Annotated in this window: 18 protein-coding genes; 9 read left to right on the plus strand and 9 right to left on the minus strand. The window is 70.5% G+C overall.

The window, feature by feature from the left end:
- Nucleotides 1-26: 26 nt before the first annotated feature.
- The 3 genes from ACIGA3_RS02165 to ACIGA3_RS02175 all read right to left on the minus strand — a co-directional run bounded on the left by ACIGA3_RS02165 (nt 27) and on the right by ACIGA3_RS02175 (nt 3,347).
- The gene (locus ACIGA3_RS02165; RefSeq protein ID WP_399709492.1) at nt 27-947 is read right to left on the minus strand and encodes a sugar ABC transporter permease; all 921 of its coding nucleotides are present in this window, start codon (nt 945-947) and stop codon (nt 27-29) included.
- Between the two features lie 19 nt (nt 948-966).
- The gene (locus ACIGA3_RS02170) at nt 967-1,971 is read right to left on the minus strand and encodes a carbohydrate ABC transporter permease (RefSeq protein WP_399709495.1); all 1,005 of its coding nucleotides are present in this window, start codon (nt 1,969-1,971) and stop codon (nt 967-969) included.
- Between the two features lie 104 nt (nt 1,972-2,075).
- Entirely contained in the window at nt 2,076-3,347 is a 1,272-nt protein-coding gene (locus tag ACIGA3_RS02175; protein WP_399709498.1) for an extracellular solute-binding protein, read from the minus strand.
- Nucleotides 3,348-3,806: 459 nt separating this feature from the next.
- On the opposite strand from ACIGA3_RS02175, the gene ACIGA3_RS02180 reads away from it, so the two are divergent.
- Together ACIGA3_RS02180 and ACIGA3_RS02185 are read left to right on the plus strand one after the other, a co-directional pair.
- Entirely contained in the window at nt 3,807-4,841 is a 1,035-nt protein-coding gene (locus tag ACIGA3_RS02180; protein WP_399709501.1) for a LacI family DNA-binding transcriptional regulator, read from the plus strand.
- Nucleotides 4,842-4,940: 99 nt separating this feature from the next.
- A complete protein-coding gene (locus ACIGA3_RS02185; protein ID WP_399709503.1) occupies nt 4,941-5,786 on the plus strand; it encodes a phosphatase PAP2 family protein in 846 nt (281 codons plus the stop codon).
- Here ACIGA3_RS02185 and ACIGA3_RS02190 read toward each other — a convergent pair.
- Nucleotides 5,783-8,776 carry a bifunctional [glutamine synthetase] adenylyltransferase/[glutamine synthetase]-adenylyl-L-tyrosine phosphorylase gene (locus tag ACIGA3_RS02190; protein WP_399709506.1) on the minus strand — a complete coding sequence of 998 codons (2,994 nt, stop codon included), beginning with the start codon at nt 8,774-8,776 and terminating at the stop codon, nt 5,783-5,785. The two genes, ACIGA3_RS02185 and ACIGA3_RS02190, sit on opposite strands and share 4 nt — an antisense overlap.
- 347 nt (nt 8,777-9,123) lie before the next feature.
- Here ACIGA3_RS02190 and ACIGA3_RS02195 point away from each other — a divergent pair, with 347 nt between their 5' ends.
- Together ACIGA3_RS02195 and ACIGA3_RS02200 are read left to right on the plus strand one after the other, a co-directional pair.
- Nucleotides 9,124-9,567, plus strand: a complete 444-nt coding sequence (locus tag ACIGA3_RS02195) for a VOC family protein (protein ID WP_399709508.1) — start codon at nt 9,124-9,126, stop codon at nt 9,565-9,567.
- Complete coding sequence (locus tag ACIGA3_RS02200; protein ID WP_399709511.1) at nt 9,564-9,977, plus strand: VOC family protein; 414 nt, start codon at nt 9,564-9,566, stop codon at nt 9,975-9,977. The genes ACIGA3_RS02195 and ACIGA3_RS02200 overlap by 4 nt, the downstream gene beginning before the upstream one ends.
- A 9-nt stretch (nt 9,978-9,986) precedes the next feature.
- Here ACIGA3_RS02200 and ACIGA3_RS02205 read toward each other — a convergent pair whose 3' ends face one another.
- Nucleotides 9,987-11,348, minus strand: coding sequence for a glutamine synthetase family protein (locus ACIGA3_RS02205; RefSeq protein WP_388992804.1), 1,362 nt, complete (start codon nt 11,346-11,348; stop codon nt 9,987-9,989).
- Nucleotides 11,349-11,612: 264 nt separating this feature from the next.
- Between ACIGA3_RS02205 and ACIGA3_RS02210 the strand changes: the two genes are divergently transcribed.
- Entirely contained in the window at nt 11,613-12,776 is a 1,164-nt protein-coding gene (locus ACIGA3_RS02210; protein WP_399709514.1) for a globin domain-containing protein, read from the plus strand.
- On the opposite strand, the gene ACIGA3_RS02215 is transcribed toward ACIGA3_RS02210, so the two are convergent.
- Complete coding sequence (locus ACIGA3_RS02215; RefSeq protein ID WP_399709517.1) at nt 12,737-13,216, minus strand: RrF2 family transcriptional regulator; 480 nt, start codon at nt 13,214-13,216, stop codon at nt 12,737-12,739. The two genes, ACIGA3_RS02210 and ACIGA3_RS02215, sit on opposite strands and share 40 nt — an antisense overlap.
- Nucleotides 13,217-13,343: 127 nt before the next feature.
- On the opposite strand from ACIGA3_RS02215, the gene ACIGA3_RS02220 reads away from it, so the two are divergent.
- The 4 genes from ACIGA3_RS02220 to ACIGA3_RS02235 all read left to right on the plus strand — a co-directional run bounded on the left by ACIGA3_RS02220 (nt 13,344) and on the right by ACIGA3_RS02235 (nt 18,634).
- Nucleotides 13,344-14,024 (plus strand): DUF3105 domain-containing protein, encoded by a 681-nt coding sequence (locus ACIGA3_RS02220; RefSeq protein ID WP_399709520.1) that lies wholly within the window; start codon nt 13,344-13,346, stop codon nt 14,022-14,024.
- A complete protein-coding gene (locus ACIGA3_RS02225) occupies nt 14,021-14,653 on the plus strand; it encodes a DUF305 domain-containing protein (protein WP_399709523.1) in 633 nt (210 codons plus the stop codon). The genes ACIGA3_RS02220 and ACIGA3_RS02225 overlap by 4 nt, the downstream gene beginning before the upstream one ends.
- Nucleotides 14,654-14,851: 198 nt before the next feature.
- A complete protein-coding gene (locus ACIGA3_RS02230) occupies nt 14,852-16,795 on the plus strand; it encodes a protease pro-enzyme activation domain-containing protein (RefSeq protein ID WP_399709526.1) in 1,944 nt (647 codons plus the stop codon).
- 84 nt (nt 16,796-16,879) lie between these two features.
- Entirely contained in the window at nt 16,880-18,634 is a 1,755-nt protein-coding gene (locus ACIGA3_RS02235) for an NAD+ synthase (RefSeq protein WP_399709529.1), read from the plus strand.
- Between the two features lie 252 nt (nt 18,635-18,886).
- Here ACIGA3_RS02235 and ACIGA3_RS02240 read toward each other — a convergent pair whose 3' ends face one another.
- From ACIGA3_RS02240 to ACIGA3_RS02250, 3 genes are all read right to left on the minus strand, one after another.
- Nucleotides 18,887-19,090, minus strand: coding sequence for a hypothetical protein (locus ACIGA3_RS02240; protein WP_399709532.1), 204 nt, complete (start codon nt 19,088-19,090; stop codon nt 18,887-18,889).
- A 252-nt stretch (nt 19,091-19,342) separates the two neighbouring features.
- Nucleotides 19,343-20,113 carry an MHYT domain-containing protein gene (locus tag ACIGA3_RS02245; RefSeq protein WP_399709535.1) on the minus strand — a complete coding sequence of 257 codons (771 nt, stop codon included), beginning with the start codon at nt 20,111-20,113 and terminating at the stop codon, nt 19,343-19,345.
- Nucleotides 20,114-20,270: 157 nt separating this feature from the next.
- Entirely contained in the window at nt 20,271-21,500 is a 1,230-nt protein-coding gene (locus tag ACIGA3_RS02250) for an MFS transporter (RefSeq protein ID WP_399709538.1), read from the minus strand.
- Nucleotides 21,501-21,585 lie beyond the last annotated feature (85 nt).

Genomic DNA, 21,585 nt, shown 5'->3' on the forward strand with positions numbered 1-21,585 from the left:
GTTTCAGGCGTGGGTGCGGCGGGGCGTCAGCCCTTGGTGCCGCCCGCGGTGAGGCCGGTGACGAGGTTCTTCTGCACGAGGTAGAAGAACACGGACACCGGTATCGCTATCAGCACCGCGGTGGCGGCCATGTAGTTCCACTGCGCGTCGTGCTCGCTGACGAAGGTCTGGAGTCCGACCGCGAAGGTGTACTTGGAGTCGTCCAGCATGAAGGTCGTGGCGAACGCGACCTCGCCGACCGCCGTGATGAAGTTGTAGAACGCGGCGACGGCCAGGCCGGGACGGGCCAGCGGCAGGATCAGCCGGAAGAAGGTGCCGAACGGGGTGAGCCCGTCCACCCGGCCCGCCTCGTCTATCTCGAAGGGGATGGTGTCGAAGTACCCCTTGAGCAGCCACGCGCTGTACGGCACGGCGGTGGAGCAGTTGATGAGGATCAGCGCCCAGTAGGTGTCGATCAGGCCCAGCTCGCCGAAGATCTCGTACATCGGCACGATCAGGATGGCGATCGGGAACGCCTGGGTGAGCAGCAGGACCCACATCAGCGGCTTGTAGCCGGGGAAGCGCATCCGGGAGACGGCGTAGCCGGTGGTGGCGGCGACGAAGACGCCGATGAAGGTGGTGCCGAGCGCCACGATCATCGTCGACTTGAACCAGTCGAAGAAGCCGGTGTGCTGGAGCACGAAGGCGTAGTTGGCGAAGCCCGCCTTGTCGAGGATGTGGCCCGGGTGCAGGTAGTCGTCCTTGTCCGGGCCGAGCGACAGGAAGAACAGCCAGGCCACCGGGACCAGCGCGATCAGGCTCGCCAGGACCAGGCCGCCGTGGAGCAGGGCGGTGCCGAGCGGGCCGCGCTCACCGCGCCGGCGCGTCGCGCGGGGCCGGGGGACGGCCGGGGCCTCGGCGGTGAGCGGGCGTCCCGGGGCGGTCTCGGGGGGTGTCGTGGTGCTCATGGCGGCGGCTCCTGCGGCGTCAGACGGCGAGCTGGTCATTGCGCTTCAGCCAGCGGAAGTAGAAGGAGGTGAACACGGTCAGGATCGACAGCAGCAGTACGCCGTACGCGGCGGACTGGGCGAAGTCGCGCGGCTGCTGTCCGAAGCCGAGGAAGTAGGCCCAGGTGACGAGGATCTGGGCGTCGGGGGCGCCGGTGGGGCCGAACAGCAGGAAGATGATGGCGAACTGGTTGAAGGTCCAGATCACGCCGAGCAGGACCACGGTGGAGCTGACCGAGCGCAGACCGGGCAGGGTGACGTGCCGGAAGCGCTGCCAGGCGCTCGCGCCGTCCATCTCGGCCGCCTCGTAGAGCGAGGAGTCGATGGACTGGAGCCCGCCGAGCAGCGAGAGCATCATGAACGGCACCCCGCACCAGGTGTTGACCATGATGGCGGCGAACCGCTGCCAGAAGGTGTCCTCAAGCCACTGCGGCTGGGGCAGGTGGAGGGCGCCGAGGACCTGGTTGAGCACGCCGGAGTCGGCCAGCATGATCCGCCAGGAGAAGACGGTGACGAAGGTGGGCACGGCCCAGGGCAGCACGAGCAGCAGCCGGTAGACGGTGCGGCCGCGCAGCTTCTGGTCCAGCATCATCGCGAGGCCGAGGCCGATGACGTAGTGCAGGGTGACGCAGGCGGCGGTCCAGAACACGGTCCACAGGAAGTGCGACCAGAAGCGGTCGTAGGCCGTGGGGCCGAAGAGGATGTCCTGGTAGTTGTCCAGCCCGATGAACTTGTAGGCGGCGTCGATGTGGTTGACGCCGATGGTGCGCGCCGAGTTGAGGCTGTTGGCGTCGGTGAGGGTCAGGTAGGCGCCCCGCACCAGGGGGTAGCCCACGAGGACACCGAGCACGACGACCACGGGCGCGATCATCGCGTACGCGTACCAGTACCTCTGGTAGCCGTTCCTGAGGCGCTGCCCGAGACCGGGCCGGGGCGGCCGCTCATCGCGGCGCTTGCCGGTCGCGCGGTCGATGGCGACTGTCATGGTGCGACACCTTCTACAAGTTCGGGGGCGGGCTGGTCACAGGCCGGTGGCCGCCGGGTTCCCCCCATCCCCCACGGCGGGGGGAACCCGGCGGCCACACGGGCTCACTTGCTGAAGTCGGGCACCAGCTTGGCGATGGCCAGCTCGGCGTTGCCGAGGCCCTTGTCCAGCGGCTCCTTGCCCCCGGCCACCTTGGGCAGCTCGGTGTCCAGCGGGCCCCACAGGGAGCTGTACTCCGGCAGCGCGGGGCGGGGCTGGGCGGCGGAGAGAACGCCCTGGTAGCCGGCGATGCCGGGGTCGGCCTTGACCTTGTCGGTGTAGGCGTCGCCGCGGGTCGGCAGCGTGGAGTTCTTCAGCGCGATGGCCTCCTGGGACTTGGCCGAGGTCATGAACTTCACGAACTTCAGGGCCGCGTCCTGGTGGGCCTTGTCCGAGCCGGCGTAGACCGACAGGTTGTGGCCGCCGGTCGGGGCGCCCGCCTTGCCGGCCGAGCCGGCCGGGACGGTGGCGATGCCGAGGTTGGACTTGTCCTTGAAGGCCGAGCCCTTGTAGAAGTTCGTGATCTCCCAGGGGCCCTGGATGATCGAGGCGACCTTGCCGTTGACGAACGCGTCCTGGATGTGGGCGTAGGCGTCCGCGGTGGTGTCGGCCTTGTGCAGGCCCTTGCCGGAGAAGGTGCTCAGCCAGGTGCCGTACGCCTTCTTCGCCGGGGCGGAGTCGACGGTGATCTTCTTGGCGGCGGGGTCGACGGTGTCGGTGCCCTCGCCGTAGAGGAAGCACTGGGCGTAGTACGCCTGGGAGGAGCCCCAGTAGCCGTCGACCTTCGCCTTGTCCTTGACCTTGGCGGCGGCGGCCTTCAGCTCGTCCCAGGTCTTGGGGGCCTCGGTGATGCCGGCCTTCTTGAACAGGGCCTTGTTGTAGACAAGCGCGAGGGTGTCGGTGACCAGCGGCACGCCGTAGGTCTTGCCCTCGTACTGGGCCTGCTTGATCAGGTTGGGCTCGAACTTGTCCTGCTCGGCCAGGGCGTCGGTGCCGTCCAGCGGCAGGAAGAAGCCCTTCTTGGCGAAGGCCGGGGTCCAGCCGACCTCGGAGCGCAGGATGTCCGGGGCGCCCTTGGAACCGGCGGCGGTGTCGAACTTGTTCTGCGCCTGGTCGAAGGGCACGTTGACGTACTTGACCTTGATGTTCTTGTTGGCGGCCTGGAACTGCTCGACCAGGGCCTTGTACGTCGGCGCCTCATTGGTGGCGTTGGAGGTGTCCCACCAGGTGAGGGTCACCGGGCCGTCCGACTTGCTGTCGCTGTCGCTCCCGCCGCACGCCGTCGCCGTGAGGGCGAGGGACGCCACGAGCGCGGAGGCCGCTATGCCACGCCGCATGAGTTCTCCTTGAGGGTGAAAAGCCCGAGATTGCGGGGGCGGCCCCGTCTGCCGCCGCCCGCGTCGTGCCGACTGCGCCATTGCCGCGGCCGGGCGACTCGGAACGTAACAGCGTTGTAAGCGCCGCGAAAGACCTTGCAGAAAAAAAGTGCAAGAAGACCGCCGGGTTACCGTGTCGTGACCTGCGCCAGACCTTGTCGAAATACTGGTCTACCGCCGGTAGGCGGGTTGACGGACACTTGTGCAAGACTCTGCAAGCTCTTGCCGCGGGGGGCCGTCGCCGGGATCATCCCCTTGCGGCCGTGCGCCGGGCGGACCTCCCGGCGGGCACGAGCGACGACATTCCCATGAGGGGCGAGGAGCGCGATGACGCGGCAATCCACGGCGGGCCGTTCGGCCGCCCGCGCACGGCGTCCCGCCGGTGCGCCGGGCCAGGTACGGCCGGTACAGTCCGGTGGCGTGACCACACGGCTTGCGGACATCGCCGCACAGGCGGGGGTGAGCGAAGCGACCGTCAGCCGGGTCCTCAACGGGAAGCCGGGCGTCGCCGCCACCACCCGCCAGTCCGTCCTTGCCGCGCTGGACGTGCTCGGCTACGAGCGTCCGGTGCGGCTGCGTCAGCGCAGCGAGGGCCTGGTGGGCCTGATCATCCCCGAGCTGGAGAACCCGATCTTCCCGGCGCTGGCGCAGGTCATCGGCCAGGCGCTGACCGGGCAGGGCTACACCCCGGTGCTGGCCACCCAGACGCCGGGCGGCTCCACCGAGGACGAGCTGACCGAGATGCTGGTGGACCGGGGGGTGGCCGGGATCATCTACGTCTCCGGGCTGCACGCCGACACCACCGCCGACATGCAGCGCTACGAGCGACTGCGCGCGCAGGGCGTGCCGTTCGTGCTGGTGGACGGGTTCTCGCCGAAGGTGCAGGCGCCGTTCATCTCCCCCGACGACCGGGCCGCGACCACACTGGCCGTCACGCATCTGGTGTCGCTCGGCCACACCCGGATCGGTCTGGCGCTCGGGCCGAAGCGGTTCGTGCCGGTGCAGCGCAAGATCGAGGGCTTCGTCCGCGCGATGCAGGACCAGCTGGGGCTGAGCGCCGAGCTGGTCGCCACCGAGCTGGTGCAGCACTCGCTGTACACCCTGGAGGGCGGCCAGGCGGCGGCCACCGCGCTGATCGAGCGGAAGTGCACGGCCATCGTGTGCGCCAGCGACATGATGGCGCTCGGCGCGATACGGGCCGCCCGGCAGCTCGGTCTCGACGTGCCCCGCGATGTGTCGGTGGTCGGTTTCGACGACTCCCCGCTGATCGCGTTCACCGACCCGCCGCTGACCACCGTCCGCAAGCCCGTCCCGGCGATGGGGCAGGCCGCGGTGCGGACGCTGCTGGAGGAGATCGGCGGCACGCCCGCCCCGCACAGCGAGTTCGTGTTCATGCCGGAGCTGGTCGTACGGGGTTCCACGGCCTCCGCGCCGGGTGAGCGCTCGCGGGGCTGAGCCCCCGCCCCCGCCAGGCGTTTTCGCGCAGAAAATGCGTGAGGGCACCGGCCTTGGGATGATCTGTCGAGCATCCCTTGTCTGGCAGACTTGATGGCTATGAGTGACTCGACCGTGACAGGCCCGGAAGGCCGCCGCGCGGAGGTGGCCGTTCCGCGGACCGTCACGGGCGAGCGCGGCGGCGGACGGCGCCTGCGCGACCGGCTGCGCAGCCCCCGGCGGCCCCCGCTGTGGTTCGAGATCCTGCTGATCGCCGCGAGTTACTGGACGTACTCGCTCATCCGCAACGCCGTCCCGGAGCAGAAGCCCGAGGCACTGCGCAACGCCGACGCGGTCTGGTGGCTGGAGCGCCAACTCGGCATCGCCGTCGAGGCGTCCGTCAACCACGCCGCCGATTCGGTGGGTTGGATGATCATCGGCATGAACTACTACTACGCCACGCTGCACTTCGTGATCACGATCGGTGTGCTGGTGTGGCTCTACCGCCGGCATCCCGGCCGCTACGCCCCCATCAGGCTGGTGCTGTTCGCCACCACGGGCGTGGCCCTCGCCGGGTACTACCTCTTCCCGCTCGCCCCGCCCCGGCTGATGCGCGGCGGCCACTTCATCGACACCGTGATGGTGCACCAGACCTGGGGGTCCATGGCCTCCGGCGACCTCAAGCACATGTCCAACCAGTACGCCGCGATGCCGTCCATGCACATCGGATGGTCGCTGTGGTGCGGGCTGACCGTGTTCGCGCTGGCCTCGGTGCCGTGGGTGCGGGTGCTGGGGCTGGCGTATCCGGCGCTGACCCTGTTGGTGATCGTCTCCACCGCCAACCACTTCTGGCTCGATGCCGTCGGCGGGGTGGTGTGCCTGGGGTTCGGGGTGGGGGTGGCCCGGGCCTGGTACGGGCGGTGGCCGCAGATGCCTCGGGCCGCTCTGGGTTCCGGGTCCGGCTAGCCCGCGTAGAACAGCTCGTCCACCACCGTCCGTGCCCTGCGGGCCGTGCGGCGGTACGCGTCCAGCATGTCGCCCGCCCTTCCCTCGCCGTAGCCCAGGTACCGGCCCACCGCCGCCAGTTCGCGGGGCTCCGTCGGGAAGGTGTCCCCCGCCCTGCCCCGGACCAGCATCACCGCGTTGCGGACCCGGCTGGCCAGCACCCACGCCTCGTCCAGCACCGCCGCGTCCTCCGCGCCGATCAGGCCGGCCTCGCGGGCCGCCGCCAGCGCCTCGCGGGTCCTCGGGGTGCGCAGGCCCGGCACCTCCCAGGCGTGCCGCAGCTGGAGCAGCTGGACCGTCCACTCCACGTCCGACAGGCCGCCCGGACCCAGCTTGGTGTGCAGCTTGGGGTCGGCGCCGCGCGGCAGCCGCTCCGACTCCATCCGCGCCTTCAGCCGGCGGATCTCCCGTACCGCGTCCTCCTCCAGGCCGCGTGCCGGGTAGCGCAGCGGGTCGATCAGCTCGATGAAGCGGCGGCCCAGGTCCTCGTCCCCCGCCACCGGCTCAGCCCGCAGCAGCGCCTGCGACTCCCAGCCCAGCGACCACCTGCGGTAGTACGCCTCGTACGACTTGAGGGTGCGGACCAGCGGGCCCGACTTGCCCTCCGGACGCAGGTCCGCGTCGATCAGCAGCGGCGGGTCGGCGCTCGGGATCTGGAGCAGGCGGCGCATCTCGGCCACCACCTTGTTGGCGGCGCGGGACGCCTCTTGTTCGTCCACGCCCTCTCTCGGTTCGTGTACGAACAGGACATCCGCGTCCGAGCCGTAGCCCAGTTCGTGGCCGCCGAACCTGCCCATGCCGATGATCGCGAACTTGGTCGGGAGGGTGTCGCCCCAGCCCTCGCGCACCACGGCGCGCAGGGTTCCGGCCAGCGTCGCCGCCGTGAGGTCCGAGATCGCTCCGCCCACGCGGTCCAGGAGGACGCCCTCGTCCGGTTCCGCCGGAGTCGTCTCCGTGCCGTACGAGCCGACGATGTCCGCGGCGGCGGTGCGGAAGAGCTCGCGGCGCCTCACCCCTCGTGCGGCTGTCACGCCCTGCTCGGCGTTCTCGGCCCGGCTCACCGCCGCGCCGATCTCCTGCTCCAGCTGGGCCCTGTCCCTCGGCTCCAGGCCGCCCGCGTCTCCGTCGCCCAGCAGGGCCACGGCTTCGGGGGCGCGCAGGAGGAGGTCCGGGGCGAGGCGGCCCGCCGAGAGGACCCTCGCCAGGTTCTCCGCCGCCGCGCCCTCGTCGCGCAGGAGGCGGAGGTACCAGGGGGTCTTGCCGAGCGCGTCCGAGACCTTGCGGAAGTTCAGCAGGCCGGCGTCCGGGTCGGCGGAGTCGGCGAACCAGCCCAGGAGGACCGGGAGGAGGGTGCGCTGGATGGCCGCCTTGCGGGTCACTCCGGAGGCCAGGGCCTCCAGGTGGCGCAGGGCCGCCGCGGGGTCCGCGTAGCCCAGGGCGACCAGACGTTCTCGCGCCGCTTCCGCGCTGAGCCTCGCCTCGCCCGGGCCGAGTTGGGCCACCGCGTCGAGGAGGGGGCGGTAGAAGATCTTCTCGTGCAGACGGCGGACCACGCCCGTGTGGCGTTTCCACTCACGGCGCAGGCCCGCCACGGGGTCCGTGCGCAGGCCCAGTGAGCGGCCGAGGCGACGGAGGTCCTCCTCCGCCTCGGGGACCAGGTGGGTGCGGCGGAGCTGGAACAGCTGGATGCGGTGTTCCAGTTCGCGGAGGAAGCGGTACGCCTCGTCGAGGCGGGCGGCGTCCTCCCGGCCCACGTAGCCACCCGCTGCCAGGGCTTGCAGGGCCTTCAGGGTGGTGCCGCTGCGCAGGGTGTGGTCCGTGCGGCCGTGCACCAGCTGGAGCAGCTGGACCGCGAACTCGACGTCCCTCAGGCCGCCCGGGCCCAGTTTCAGTTCCCTGTCGATCTCCGCCGGGGGGATGTTCTCCACCACGCGGCGGCGCATCTTCTGTACGTCGGGTACGAAGTTCTCCCGGTCCGCCGCCTGCCAGACCATGGGGCTCAGGGCGTCCAGGTACGCCTGGCCCAGTTCCTCGTCCCCCGCCACCGGGCGGGCCTTCAGGAGTGCCTGGAACTCCCATGTCTTCGCCCAGCGCTGGTAGTACGCCAGGTGGCTGCTCAGGGTGCGGACCAGCGGGCCGTTGCGGCCCTCCGGGCGGAGGTTCGCGTCCACCGGCCAGATCGAGCCCTCGATCGTGGTCTCCGAGCAGATGCGCATCATGTGGGACGCGAGCTTTGTCGCTGCCTTCAGGGCTTTGGTCTCGTCCGTGCCCTGGGTGGGTTCCGCTACGAAGATCACGTCCACGTCGGAGACGTAGTTCAGCTCGTGGCCGCCGCACTTTCCCATGGCGATCACTGACAGGCGGCAGGCCGCCGCGTCCTGGGGCGCTTCGGTCTGGGCCATGGAGAGCGCTGCGCGCAGGGTCGCTGTCGCCAGGTCCGCCAGTTCCGCCGCCGTCTGGGTGACGTCCGTGGTGCCGCAGACGTCCCTCGCCGCGATGGAGAGCAGGCAGCGGCGGTACGCGACCCTCAGGGTCACCGGGTCCGTCGCCTCGGCCAGGCCGCGTTCGAACTCCGTCACTCCTGGGTGCAGGTCCCTCGGTTCGTAGGTGACCAGTTCCTGCCAGTCGTGGGGGTGGCGGGCCAGGTGGTCCGCGAGGGCCGCCGAGGCGCCGAGTACGCCCAGGAGGCGGTCGCGGAGGGGTTTCGCCGCGATGAGGGTGTCCAGCAGTTCGCGGTGATCCTTGGCGGCGGGCTGCGCCTCCAGGAGGCGTACGAGGCCGCGCAGGGCCAGGTCCGGGTCGGCTGTCGCGCCCAGGGCTTCCAGGAGTACGGGGTCTGCCTTCACCAGGGCCAGCTCGGGGCTGTCCAGCAGGCGTTCCGCTCCTGAGGGGTCCGTGAAGCCGTGCCGAAGCAGTCTCGTGAACGTGCTGCTCCTGCGCCCCGGCATCATCCGCGGCCTCCCCTCGGGATCAAGACGGTCCTGGCCAGAGCCTAACCGTGCCGCTGTCCGCCGCCCTCCCCACCGTCGCGCCATCCTCCCTCGCGTCACCGGCCCGCCGTCGTGCCATCGCCCTCGCGTCGTCGTGGGTCGGGGCCGCGCCGGGGGGTATCCGTCCTCGGTCCGGCGACTTCTGTTTCTCCCATACGTCCAACTTGGTGTTTCGCCGGCCGCTGCGGGCGGACACCCCCCGACACGTCCCCTTCTCGCCGTTCGCGGGTGCGGGGGCGCGGTGGCGGGCCGTGGCGGTTTCGGGTTCCTTGGAGGGGTGTCGTGCTGGCCTACGGAGGAGTCGCCGCGTGGATATGAGCCTCGAAGTTGTCGTGCTTCCCGTTTCCGATGTGGATCGGGCCAAGGAGTTCTATCGGGACCTCGTCGGCTTTCATCTGGATTTTGACGGGGAGGTGATGGAGGGCGTGCGGATCGTTCAGCTCACTCCACCCGGGTCCGGGTGTTCCATCGCCCTGGTCGAGGGGATGGACATGCCCACGGGGACGCCTGTTCCTGGGTCCTATCACGGGCTTCAGTTGTGTGTTGCTGATGCTGATGCCGCTTACGCCGAGCTTCGGGGGCGGGGGCTCGACGTGAGCGAGCCTGTGCGGTATTCGCCGCAGGATGGGGGGACTTTCCTGTACTTCACCGATCCTGATGGGAATGGGTGGGCCATTCAGGAATACCGGCGGCGGGCCACCGAGCCGCTCCATCGGGTGCTGGCCGAGCTGGTGGGGAGGGGGGACGCGTGAGCGGTTCGTTGAGTCGGGGGTCCGTTGCCACCCGGCTGCCCGCTCAGGACCTTGAGCGGGCGCGGCGGTTCTACTCCGAGAAGCTGGGGCTCGAGCCCTTCGACGAGCGGCCCGGTGGGCTGCTTTATCGGTGCGGGGAGAGTTTCTTTGCCGTCTTTCAGTCGACTGGGTCTTCCCCTGGCACCTTTACCCAGATGGGGTGGGAAGTTGACGACCTCGAAGAAACCCTCGCCGAATTGCGGGGGCGTGGGGTTGTCTTCGAGGACGTCTCGGCTCCTGGGTTTCGGACGCAGGATGGCGTCGCCGAGGTTCAGGGCAACTACCCGAGCAAAGGGGCTCGGGGGGAATGGGCCGCCTGGTTCCGGGACAGTGAGGGGAATCTGATCGGGATCGGGCAGCCCATTCGGTGAATACCCTCGCTACAGCACCGGCAGGTTCTTGCGGAGTTCGAACGCCGTCACCTCGGAGCGGTACTCCTCCCACTCCTGGCGCTTGTTGCGGAGGAAGAAGTCGAAGACGTGCTCGCCCAGGGTTTCGGCCACCAGGTCGCTGCGTTCCATCAGGGTGAGGGCCTCGCCCAGGTTCTGGGGGAGCGGCTCGATGCCCATCGCCCGGCGTTCCGCGTCGGAGAGGGCCCAGACGTCGTCCTCGGCGCCCGGCGGGAGTTCGTAGCCCTCCTCGATGCCCTTGAGGCCGGCGGCCAGGAGGACCGCGTAGGCCAGGTAGGGGTTGGTGCCCGAGTCCAGGGAGCGGACCTCCACCCGGGCCGAACCCGTCTTGCCGGGCTTGTACATCGGGACCCGGACCAGGGCCGAGCGGTTGTTGTGGCCCCAGCAGATGTACGACGGGGCCTCGCCGCCCGCGCCGGCCGTGCGTTCCGAGCCGCCCCAGATGCGCTTGTAGGAGTTCACCCACTGGTTGGTGACCGCCGAGATCTCCGCCGCGTGCCGCAGCAGGCCCGCGATGAAGGAGCGGCCGACCTTGGAGAGCTGGTACTCCGAGCCGGACTCGTAGAACGCGTTGCGGTCGCCCTCGAAGAGGGAGAGGTGGGTGTGCATGCCCGAGCCGGGGAACTCCGAGAACGGCTTCGGCATGAAGGTCGCCTGGACCCCCTGCTCCAGCGCGACCTGCTTCATGACCAGGCGGAACGTCATGATGTTGTCCGCCGTGGAGAGCGCGTCGGCGTAGCGCAGGTCGATCTCCTGCTGGCCGGGGCCGCCCTCGTGGTGGGAGAACTCCACCGAGATGCCCATCGACTCCAGCATGGTGATCGCCTGGCGGCGGAAGTCCATGCCGACGTTCTGCGGGGTGTGGTCGAAGTAGCCGGAGTTGTCGGCCGGGGTCGGGCGGCTGCCGTCCGTCGGCTTGTTCTTCAGCAGGAAGAACTCGATCTCCGGGTGGGTGTAGAAGGTGAAGCCCAGGTCGGAGGTGCGGGCCAGCGCGCGCTTGAGGACGTAGCGAGGGTCGGCGAAGGACGGGGAGCCGTCCGGCATCAGGATGTCGCAGAACATCCGAGCCGTGCCGGGGGCCTCCGCGCGCCAGGGCAGGACCTGGAACGTGGACGGGTCCGGCTTGGCGATCATGTCGGACTCGTAGACGCGGGCGAAGCCCTCGATGGCCGAGCCGTCGAAGCCGATGCCCTCGTCGAACGCCTGCTCCAGCTCGGCGGGGGCCACGGCGACGGACTTGAGGAAGCCCAGCACGTCCGTGAACCACAGGCGTACGAACCGGATGTCGCGCTCCTCCAAGGTCCGGAGCACGAACTCCTGCTGCTTGTCCATCTTCCGCTTCCCCATCCTTGCTGGTCAGGCCGCCTGTCCGGGTGTGCGACGAGAGGCGGTCGGCACCTGAGCATCCCACCACATCGGCATTTCGTGCGCGTTGCGGACCTTGATCGGCCGGACGCACCCGGGCTGAACGCCCCGCATACGTCGGTGCACCTCTCCCACGCCCATCTTGCATGCTCACGGCCCCATCCGTAACGGGCGGTCCGGGGGCATGCGCTTTAATTGGTATCCGAGATACCAATTAAAGGAGGAGTCTCCGTGCTGTCCCCGTCTTCCGCTGCCACCGTCCGTGCCACCCTGCCCGTCGTGGGCGCGGCCATCGGCGAGATCACCGAGCGGTTCTACGCCCGTCTCTTCGCCGCCCACCCCGAGCTGCTGCGGAACCTGTTCAACCGGGGCAACCAGGCTTCCGGCGTCCAGAAGCAGGCCCTGGCCGGTTCCATCGCCGCCTTCGCCACGATGCTGCTGGAGCACCCCGACCAGCGTCCCGACGCCATGCTGGGCCGTATCGCCCACAAGCACGCCTCCCTGGGCATCGCCCCCGAGCAGTACGAGGTCGTCCACGAGCACCTCTTCGCCGCCATCGCCGAGGTGCTGGGCGACGCCGTCACCCCCGAGGTTGCGACCGCCTGGGACGAGGTCTACTGGCTGATGGCCCGCACGCTGATCGGCCTGGAGCGCGGGCTGTACGCGGAGAGCGGCGGGGCCGGCGCGCGGCAGTGGGAGGTCGTGGAGCGGGTGCCGGAGACCGCGGACGTGGTCACGCTGCGGCTGCGCCCGGTGGACGGCGGGCTGGTGTCCGGGTTCCGCGCGGGGCAGTACGTGTCCGTGGGCGTCGACCTGCCCGACGGGGCGCACCAGATCCGGCAGTACAGCCTCTCCGGCGCCCCCGGTGCCGGGCTGCGCCAGATCAGCGTCAAGCGGATCGAGGGTGAGGTCTCCGGCTTCCTGCACGCACACGTGGGCGTCGGTGACCGGCTCACGCTGTCCGAGCCGTACGGCGATCTCGTGCTCGACGGCGACGACTCGCGCCCCCTCCTGCTCGCCTCGGCCGGTATCGGGGTGACCCCGATGATCGCGATGCTGGCCTCGCTCGCGGCGGACGGCCACTCGGGCCCGGTCACCGTGGTGCACGGCGACCGCTCCCCCGCCGACCACGCCCTGCGCGCCGACCACGAGCTGTACGCCGGCAAGCTGGCCGACTCCGCCTGCCACTTCTTCTACGAGCGCGACGCGGCCGACGGCGCCCGTACCGGCCTCGTGGACCTGGCCCGGATTCCGGTGCCCTCCGGCACCCGCGCCTACCTGTGCGGGCCGCTGCCCTTCATGCGGGCGGTACGGGCGCAGCTGATCGAGAAAGGCGTGGCTCCGGCCGACATTCGCTACGAGGCGTTCGGGCCCGACCTTTGGCTGGCGAGCTGAGAGGGCGGCGGTCCGCTGGAGATGCCCAGCAGCAGGGGGCCGGTGGGGTCGGCGACCATGTCCCCCACCGTGACCGGGTCCAGTGCGGCGAAGAACGCCTCCTGGGCCCGGCGCAGGGCGCCGCGCAGCCGGCAGGCGGAGTTCAGGGGGCAGGGGGTGGGGCCCTCGCAGTCGACCACGTCGCCGTCGCCCTCGAAGACCCGGACGACCGCGCCGACGGAGGCCGTACGGCCCTTTTCGGTCAGGGTCAGTCCCCCGCCCCGGCCCCGGCGGGCCTCCAGCAGCCCGAGGTGCTGGAGTTCGGCGACGACCTTCGCGGTGTGGGTGTAGGGCACGCCCATGTCCTCCGCGACCTGGCGGGTGGTCGGGCTGGCGTCGCCGCTCACCGCGAGCCGCATCAGGACGCGCAGGGCGAGATCGGTGGAGCGCAACAGCCGCATACCGGAAGCGTAGGTAATACGCATCCCCGGTTCAAATTATCCGGTTGTCGCACCTGCCTGCCTACGGCCCCTTCTCCCCATTACGATCAGCGGACCCTCGAGACCGCTCCGCGGAAGGACATGCCCCATGGGTACCGACCAGCACAGCCCCGCCTCCGCGCGCACCGCGCGCATAGAGGAGATGCGGCGCGCCGAGCGTGCCCGCTCGCGTCGCAACCGGGTGCTGGCCATCACCGCGAGCATGGTGGTCGTCGCCGGGCTGGTCGTGGGCGGGGTGGTGCTGGTGCGCTCCCAGTCGGACTCGGGCAAGGACAAGGACACGGCCGCGAGCGGTGACGCCAAGGGCGGTTCCGGGCACTTCACCACCGGCGCGGACGGGGTGCGCACCTGGTCCGGCAAGCTGTCGCGCACCCACGTCACCGCCAAGGTGACGTACCCGATGCACCCGCCGGTCGGCGGCGACCACAACCCGGTGTGGCTCAACTGCAACGGCGACGTGTACGCCGAGCCGGTGCGCGACGAGAACGCGGTGCACGCGCTGGAGCACGGCGCGGTGTGGGTGACGTACACCGGCAAGGCGGAGAAGGCGGACGTGGACGCGCTCGCGGCGAAGGTGAAGCGGACGCCGTACTCGCTGATGAGCCCGTACGCGGACCAGGACGCGCCGCTGGTGCTGTCGGCCTGGGGGCATCAGGTGAGCGTGAAGAGCGCGTCCGATCCCGAGGTGGACAAGTTCTTCGCCGCCTATGTGCAGGGCAAGCAGACCCCGGAGCTGGGCGCCTCCTGCACCGGCGGGGTCATGAAGTGAGGCGCGGGTACGTCGGGTTGGCGGCCGGTGCCGCCGTCCTGGCCGTCGTCGCGGCGGGGGCCGGGGGTTACGCGGCAGGCGGGGACGGTGACTCCGCCGCCGTACGGGTGCCGGGCGCGGAGTCGGCCGACGCGGGGTTCGCCCGTGACATGGCCGTGCACCATCAGCAGGCCGTGGAGATGTCGTACCTCGTGCGCGACCGCACCGGGGACGAGGAGGTGCGGCGGCTGGCGTACGACATCGCGCAGACCCAGGCCAACCAGCGCGGGATGCTGCTGGGCTGGCTGGATCTGTGGGGGCTGCCGAAGGTGTCCGCGAAGCCGCCGATGACCTGGATGGGCATGGGTGACATGCCTGCCGGGCAGGACGGCGCGCTGATGCCGGGCATGGCGACCAACTCCCAACTGAGGAAGCTCGGTTCGCTGAAGGGGCGCGCGGCGGAGGTGTTCTACCTCCAGCTGATGACGGAGCACCACAAGGGCGGGGTGCACATGGCCGAGGGGTGCGTGGCCCGGTGCGCGGCGGGGCCGGAGCAGCGGCTCGCGCGGGGGATGGCCGACGCCCAGCGGTCCGAGATCCGGCTGATGGCCGACATGCTCAAGAAGCGGGGCACGTCCGCTCGTTCCTGACGGATTCGAGCCAAGTCGCTTCTTTTCATGGTTACTTGAGGTTCTCTTGACCTTTTGCTTCCCCTGACATGAACGGTTCATCGGCCAGAGTGGCCCCCATCGTGCGATCTCCACGCCGGTCGACACCGCCGCTTCACCGGCGCGCATCCGCGACGTTCCGACCACGACATGCATGCGAAACGCATCGCAGGGGGTTCTATGAGATCCAACCGCGCCAAGACGCGCGCCGGTGTGAGCATGGCGGCGACGCTGCCGATGATCGCCGGGGCGCTGGCGCTCGGCATACCCGCGGCCCACGCGGACGGCACCCCGGCGCGCAACGCGCTGACGGGCACCCGGCCGCTGTGGGCCACGGCGAAGGCGGACAAGGGCGCCGCCGCCGACAGCGCCCAGGTGAAGGCCCGTGTCTACCTGGCCGGGCGGGACGCGGCCGGACTGGCCGCCTACGCCAAGGCCGTCTCCGACCCGGCTTCGCCGCTGTACGGCAAGCACCTCGGCGCCAAGCAGGCGCAGGCCCGCTTCGGGGCCACCAAGGCCCAGGTGGCCGCCGTCAAGTCCTGGCTGAAGTCGGCCGGTCTGACGGTCACCGGGGTCACCCCGCACTACGTCGCCGTCTCCGGCGATGTGGCCGCCGCCGAGAAGGCGTTCGGCACCCAGCTCCACAACTACGCGAAGGGCGCTAAGACTTACCGCGCCCCGGCCAAGGCCGCCTCGGTGCCCGCCTCGCTCAAGGGCGCCGTGCTCACCGTGTCCGGCCTGGACAACGCGCCGCACAAGTCGGACCACGACGAGCAACTTCCGCCGCCGGACGCGGTGTTCAAGAACGCCGGTCCGTTCTCCAGCTACTTCGGCTCCAACACCGCGAGCAGCCTGCCGGACGCGTACGGCCACAAGGTCCCGTACGCGATCCAGGGTTACACCGGCAAGCAGCTGCGCCCGGCCTACGGCGCGGGCGAGTACACCGGCAAGCACGTCCGCATCGCCATCACGGACGCGTACGCCTCGCCGACCATCGCCTTCGACGCGGGCACCTACGCCAAGAAGAACGGCGACGCGGCGTGGAAGACCGGTCAGCTCCACCAGGTGCTGCCGGACGACTACACCAAGACCGAGGAGTGCGGGGCGTCCGGCTGGTACGGCGAGGAGACCCTCGACGTGGAGGCCGTGCACGCGGTCGCTCCGGACGCGGACGTCACCTATGTGGGCGCCGCCTCCTGCTACGACGACGACCTGCTGGACTCGCTCAGCAAGATCGTCGACAACCACCTGGCCGACATCGTCTCCAACTCCTGGGGCGACGTGGAGGGCAACCAGACGCCCGACCTGGCCGCCGCCTACGACCAGGTGTTCCAGTTCGGCGCGGTGCAGGGCATCGGCTTCTACTTCTCCTCCGGCGACGACGGCGACCAGGTCGCCGCCTCGGGCGTGAAGCAGGTCGACACACCCGCCAACTCGGCCTGGGTGACGGCGGTCGGCGGTACCTCGCTGGCGGTCGGCAAGGGCGACAAGTACCAGTGGGAGACCGGCTGGGGCACCCAGAAGGCGAACCTGTCGGCCGACGGCAAGAGCTGGGACGCCTTCCCCGGCGCCTTCACCTCGGGCGCGGGCGGCGGCACCAGCAAGACCGTGCCGCAGCCGTACTACCAGCAGGGCGTCGTCCCGAAGAAGCTGGCCACGGCCAACAACAAGGCCGGCAACCGCGTCGTCCCGGACATCGCGGCCATCGCCGACCCGAACACCGGCTTCCTGGTCGGCCAGAGCCAGACCTTCCCGGACGGGTCCCAGCGCTACAGCGAGTACCGCATCGGCGGGACCTCGCTGGCCGCGCCGGTGATCGCGGCGGTGCAGGCGCTGGCGCAGGAGGCGCGCGGCGGCAAGGCGATCGGCTTCGCCAACCCGTCGATCTACGACCGGTACGGCAAGAAGGGCGTCTTCCACGACGTCACCGACGATCCGACCGGCTCCGGCCTGGCGGTGGCCCGTACCGACTTCGTGAACGGGTTCGACGCGGCTGACGGCGTCTCGACCTCGGTCCGCAGCCTCGGCAAGGACAGCTCGCTGTCCGCGGTCGAGGGCTACGACGACGTGACCGGCGTGGGCTCCCCCGCGAACGGCTACGTGCAGTCGTACAAGGGCCACTGATCCGCGGTAGCCGATGACGGGGGCGTGAGGTGGCAGACACCTCACGCCCCTACATCGCGTCGCTCTGACGATTACACTGGCGGGGTGCCTCAACTTCGTCTCGCCCTGAATCAGATCGATGCCCGGGTCGGCGACATCGCCGGCAACACGGAGTCGGTCGTCCGCCGGACCCGGCAGTCGGCCGAGGCGGGAGCGCATCTCGTCGCGTTCCCGGAGATGGTGCTGACCGGGTATCCCGTGGAGGACCTCGCCCTGCGCTCCTCCTTCGTCGAAGCCTCCCGCGCCGCCGTGCGCACGCTGGCCGCCCGGCTGGCCGGGGAGGGGCTCGGTGAGGTGCCGGTGGTCGTCGGCTACCTCGACCGCTCGGCGACCGCGCAGCCGAGGTACGGCCAGCCGGCCGGTGCCCCGCAGAACGCGGCGGCGGTGCTGTACCGGGGCGAGGTGGTCCTCACCTTCGCCAAGCACCATCTGCCGAACTACGGCGTCTTCGACGAGTTCCGCTACTTCGTGCCCGGCGACACCATGCCGGTGATCCGGGTGCGCGGGGTGGACGTGGCGCTCGCCATCTGCGAGGACCTCTGGCAGGACGGCGGCCGCGTCCCCGCCGCCCGCTCGGCCCACGCGGGCCTGCTGCTCTCGGTGAACGCCTCGCCGTACGAGCGGGACAAGGACGACACCCGCCTGGAGCTGGTCCGCAAGCGGGCCCAGGAGGCGGGCTGCACCACCGCCTATCTGGCGATGACCGGCGGCCAGGACGAGCTGGTCTTCGACGGCGACTCGATCGTGGTCGGCGCGGACGGCGAGGTGATCGCGCGGGCGCCGCAGTTCGAGGAGACCTGCCTGCTGCTGGACCTGGACCTGCCCGCCGCCGACGCGGAAGGGCCGAGTGGTGTGGTGGACGACGGTCTGCGCATCGACCGCGTGATCCTCTCCGAGGACCCGCTGCCCGCCTACGAGCCGGAGTTCACCGGCGGCCGCGCCGAGTGGCTGGACGACGACGCGGAGGTCTACGGCGCGCTGGTGACGGGTCTGCGGGCGTACGTCGTCAAGAACGGTTTCCGCTCGGTGTTGATCGGCCTGTCCGGCGGCATCGACTCGGCGCTGGTGGCAGCGATCGCGTGCGACGCGGTGGGTCCGGAGAACGTGTACGGGATCTCGATGCCGTCGAAGTACTCCTCCGAGCACTCCAGGAGCGACGCGGCCGAGCTGGCCCGGCGCACCGGGCTCAACTTCCGCACGGTGTCGATCGAGCCGATGTTCGACGCGTACATGGGTGCGCTGGGCCTGACCGGGCTGGCGGAGGAGAACCTCCAGTCGCGGCTGCGCGGCACGCTGCTGATGGCGGTGTCCAACCAGGAGGGCCACATCGTGCTGGCGCCGGGCAACAAGTCCGAGCTGGCGGTGGGTTATTCGACGCTGTACGGCGACTCGGTGGGCGCGTACGGCCCGATCAAGGACGTGTACAAGTCCTCGGTGTTCCAGCTGGCCCGCTACCGCAACCGGGCCGCCGAGGAGCGCGGTGAGACCCCGCCGATCCCGGAGAACTCGATCAGCAAGCCGCCGAGCGCGGAGCTGCGCCCGGACCAGGTCGACACCGACTCGCTGCCGGACTACCCGATCCTGGACGCGATCCTCGGCCTGTACGTCGACCACGACCAGGGCGCCGACGCGATCGTGGCGGCGGGCTTCGACCGTGACCTGGTCGTCAAGATCCTCCGCATGGTCGACACCGCCGAGTACAAGCGCCGCCAGTACCCCCCGGGCACCAAGATCTCCGCCAAGGGCTTCGGCAAGGACCGGCGACTGCCCATCACCAATGGGTGGCGGGAGAGCGCTTAGCTACTCGGCGCGGATGGGCGAGCGCGGATGGGCGAGCGCGGATGGGCGAGCGCGGATGGGCGAGCGCGGATGGGCGAGCGCGGATGGGCGAGCGCGGGTGGACGAGCGCAGGTCGGCGTCCAGCACGCGGGTCGACTCGCCCACCCGTCCACCGCCGTCCGGCGCGGCCGGGAAGCGTCTGAGGCCGCGAGTCGTCCGGCTTGCTCAGAACGACGTTGCCCGCTTCCGAGGTGCCCCTCTCACCCGAAGTGCTCATCGGCCCTCTTCCGGCGCTGACCGCCGGTCGGCGAGACGATCGTGGTCGGCGGCGTTCCCGGTACGAGCCTCGGTGCGGTGACCCCGGGCCAGGTAGTCCCGGACGATCAACTCGACCGCGTCCTGCGGGCTCCTCGTACCGGCCAGCAGCATGACCTCGATGGCCAGATCGGCGTCCAGACTGATGGTGACCTTCGCCATGACCCCTCCTGACAGGCTCCCCGGGCAGCGTATCCAAGGTCGGTGGCCGACGGTCGGCAATGCAGAGGTTGCGGCACCAGGACCAGCCGCCATGAGCCGCGCGGGGCCGGCTCGGCAAGGGCCGGCGCCTGCCGATCACGAATGGGTGGCGCTGGACGGCGTAGCGGTGCGCCGTGCCGCACAGCAGCCACCCTGGGGGTGAGCATCGAGTTCCGCCCGTGGCCTCCAGGGACCGTAGGCGGAGCTCGTCGCTCAGAACGCCGCGCGCGCCCGCCGGGACCCCTCCCGCTCGTCGCCCGCGACCAGCAGGGGGTCGAACATGACGACGACCGCGGCGAGGAGCAGGAAGACGGCCGGGCCGAGGAGCATCGGCAGGACCAGGGAGGCGGCGGACTCGCCTCCGTAGGCGTGGGCCGCGGAGTGGACGTGGACGGTGACGGCGGCCATGCCGGTGTAGTGCATGCCGGTCACCGCGACGCCCATGACGAGGCTCGCGCCGAGCGCGGGCAGGAAGCCGCGGATGGACACGGCGGCCCAGAGCGCGGCGGTGGCGGCGGCCACGGCGATGAGCACGGACAGGGTGACCGTGAGGTTGTCGTAGGCGATGTCGCCGTTGAGGCGCATGGCGGCCATGCCCAGGTAGTGCATGACGGCGACGCCGAGGCCGGTGATGATCCCGGCCGTGGCCAGGGTCATCGGGGCCACACCCCGGTAGCCGACGATGAACATGCCGACGCTGACGACGACGATCGCCACCAGCAGGCTGAGCAGGGTCAGCGGGGCGTCGTAGGTGATGGACGCGTCCGGGGCGCGGAAGCCCATCATGGCGATGAAGTGCATGCTCCAGATGCCGCAGCCCAGCGAGGCCGCGCCGAGCGCGAGCCAGGCCGCCTTGCGCCCCTTTTCCAGGTGCACGGTCCGGACCACGCAGCGCAGCCCCAGGGCGGCGCCGAGGCAGGCCATGAGAAAGGCGGCCAACGGTGTGAGCGCCCCGTAGTCGAATCCGTCGGCCGTGCCCTGCATCGGTGCCTCTCCCTATGTCCTGTTGTTACGCGAGTGTCTGGTGTTACTGAAGTGTCTTGTGTTGGTGGTGTGAAGCCTTATGGGAGAGGGCGTGAACTTCAAGCCACCATGGCCGGAATTGAATGAATGTTGCACAACTGTAGTTTGTGCCGATCTTTCAGCGGCGGGAGCGTTCCGCCTGCTCAGGGACGTGCGCGGCGACAAGTCGGCCCATCGCCGCCTCACCCTGCGGGGCAACCGCGCGCCGCCGGTCCACGCCGTACGCGACGCCCGCCACACCGAGGCCGAGGACCGCGAGGACGGCACCGGCGAGTGCCGGCGAGGTCGCGCCGAAGCCGGCCGCGAGGGCGAGTCCGCCGATCCAGGCGCCGCCCGCGTTGGCCAGGTTGAAGGCCGCCTGGTTGGCGGAGGAGGCGAGGGAGGGGGCCGCGGCGGCCTTCTCCATCACCATCAGCTGGAGCGGCGAGCCGGTGACGAACGCGGCCATGCCGAGCAGGGTCACCCCGAGCGCCGCGCTCCACTCGGCGCGCATCAGCACCGGGAACAGCGCCAGCACGACGCCGAGCGCGGCGAGCCCGCCGAACAGCGTGCCCCGCATCGCCTGGTCGGCGAGGCGCCCGCCGAGCAGGTTGCCCGCGGTGGCGCCGACACCGAACAGCGCGAGCAGCAGCGTCACGCTGGCCGGGGCGAACCCGGCGGAGTCGGTCAGCATCGGCGTGACGTAGCTGTACGCGGCGAACAGCGCGCCGAAGCCCGCGACCGTCGTACCGAGCGCCAGCCACACCGGCACGGACTTCAGCGCGGCCAGCTCGTGGCGCAGCCCGGCCGCGGTGGCGTGGGTGTGGTCGCGCGGTATGAGCAGCGCGAGCGCGGCTATCGCGGCGAGGCCGATGGCGCTCACCCCGAGGAAGGTGGCCCGCCAGCCCAGGTCCTGGCCCATCAGGGTGGCCACGGGCACGCCCGCGACATTGGCGACGGTCAGTCCGAGGAACATCAGGGAGACCGAGCGGGCCTTGCGCTCCGGCGCGACCATGCCGGTGGCGACGACCGCGCCGACGCCGAAGAAGGCGCCGTGCGGCAGGCCGCTGAGGAAGCGGGCGGCGAGCAGGGATTCGTAGCCGGGGGCGAGCGCGGAGAGCGCGTTGCCCGCGACGAACAGGGCCATCAGCCCGATCAGCACCGTGCGGCGGGACATCCGCGCGGTGACGGCGGCGAGCAGCGGGGCGCCGATGACGACGCCGAGTGCGTACGCCGAGACCAGGTGTCCGGCGGTCGGGATCGAGATGTGCAGGTCGTCCGCGACGTCGGGCAGCAGGCCCATCATCACGAATTCGGTGGTACCGATGCCGAAGGCGCCCACGGCAAGGGCAAGCAGGGCCAGGGGCATGAGGGGACCTCTCGAGACGAAAGTGCCGTACAGGGCTCAGGGGGAATCTTCTATGTTCCCGTACGGAACAAAGTCTTTCAAGGCC

The organism is Streptomyces sp. NPDC085596, from assembly GCF_044541565.1.
Lineage (GTDB): Bacteria > Actinomycetota > Actinomycetes > Streptomycetales > Streptomycetaceae > Streptomyces.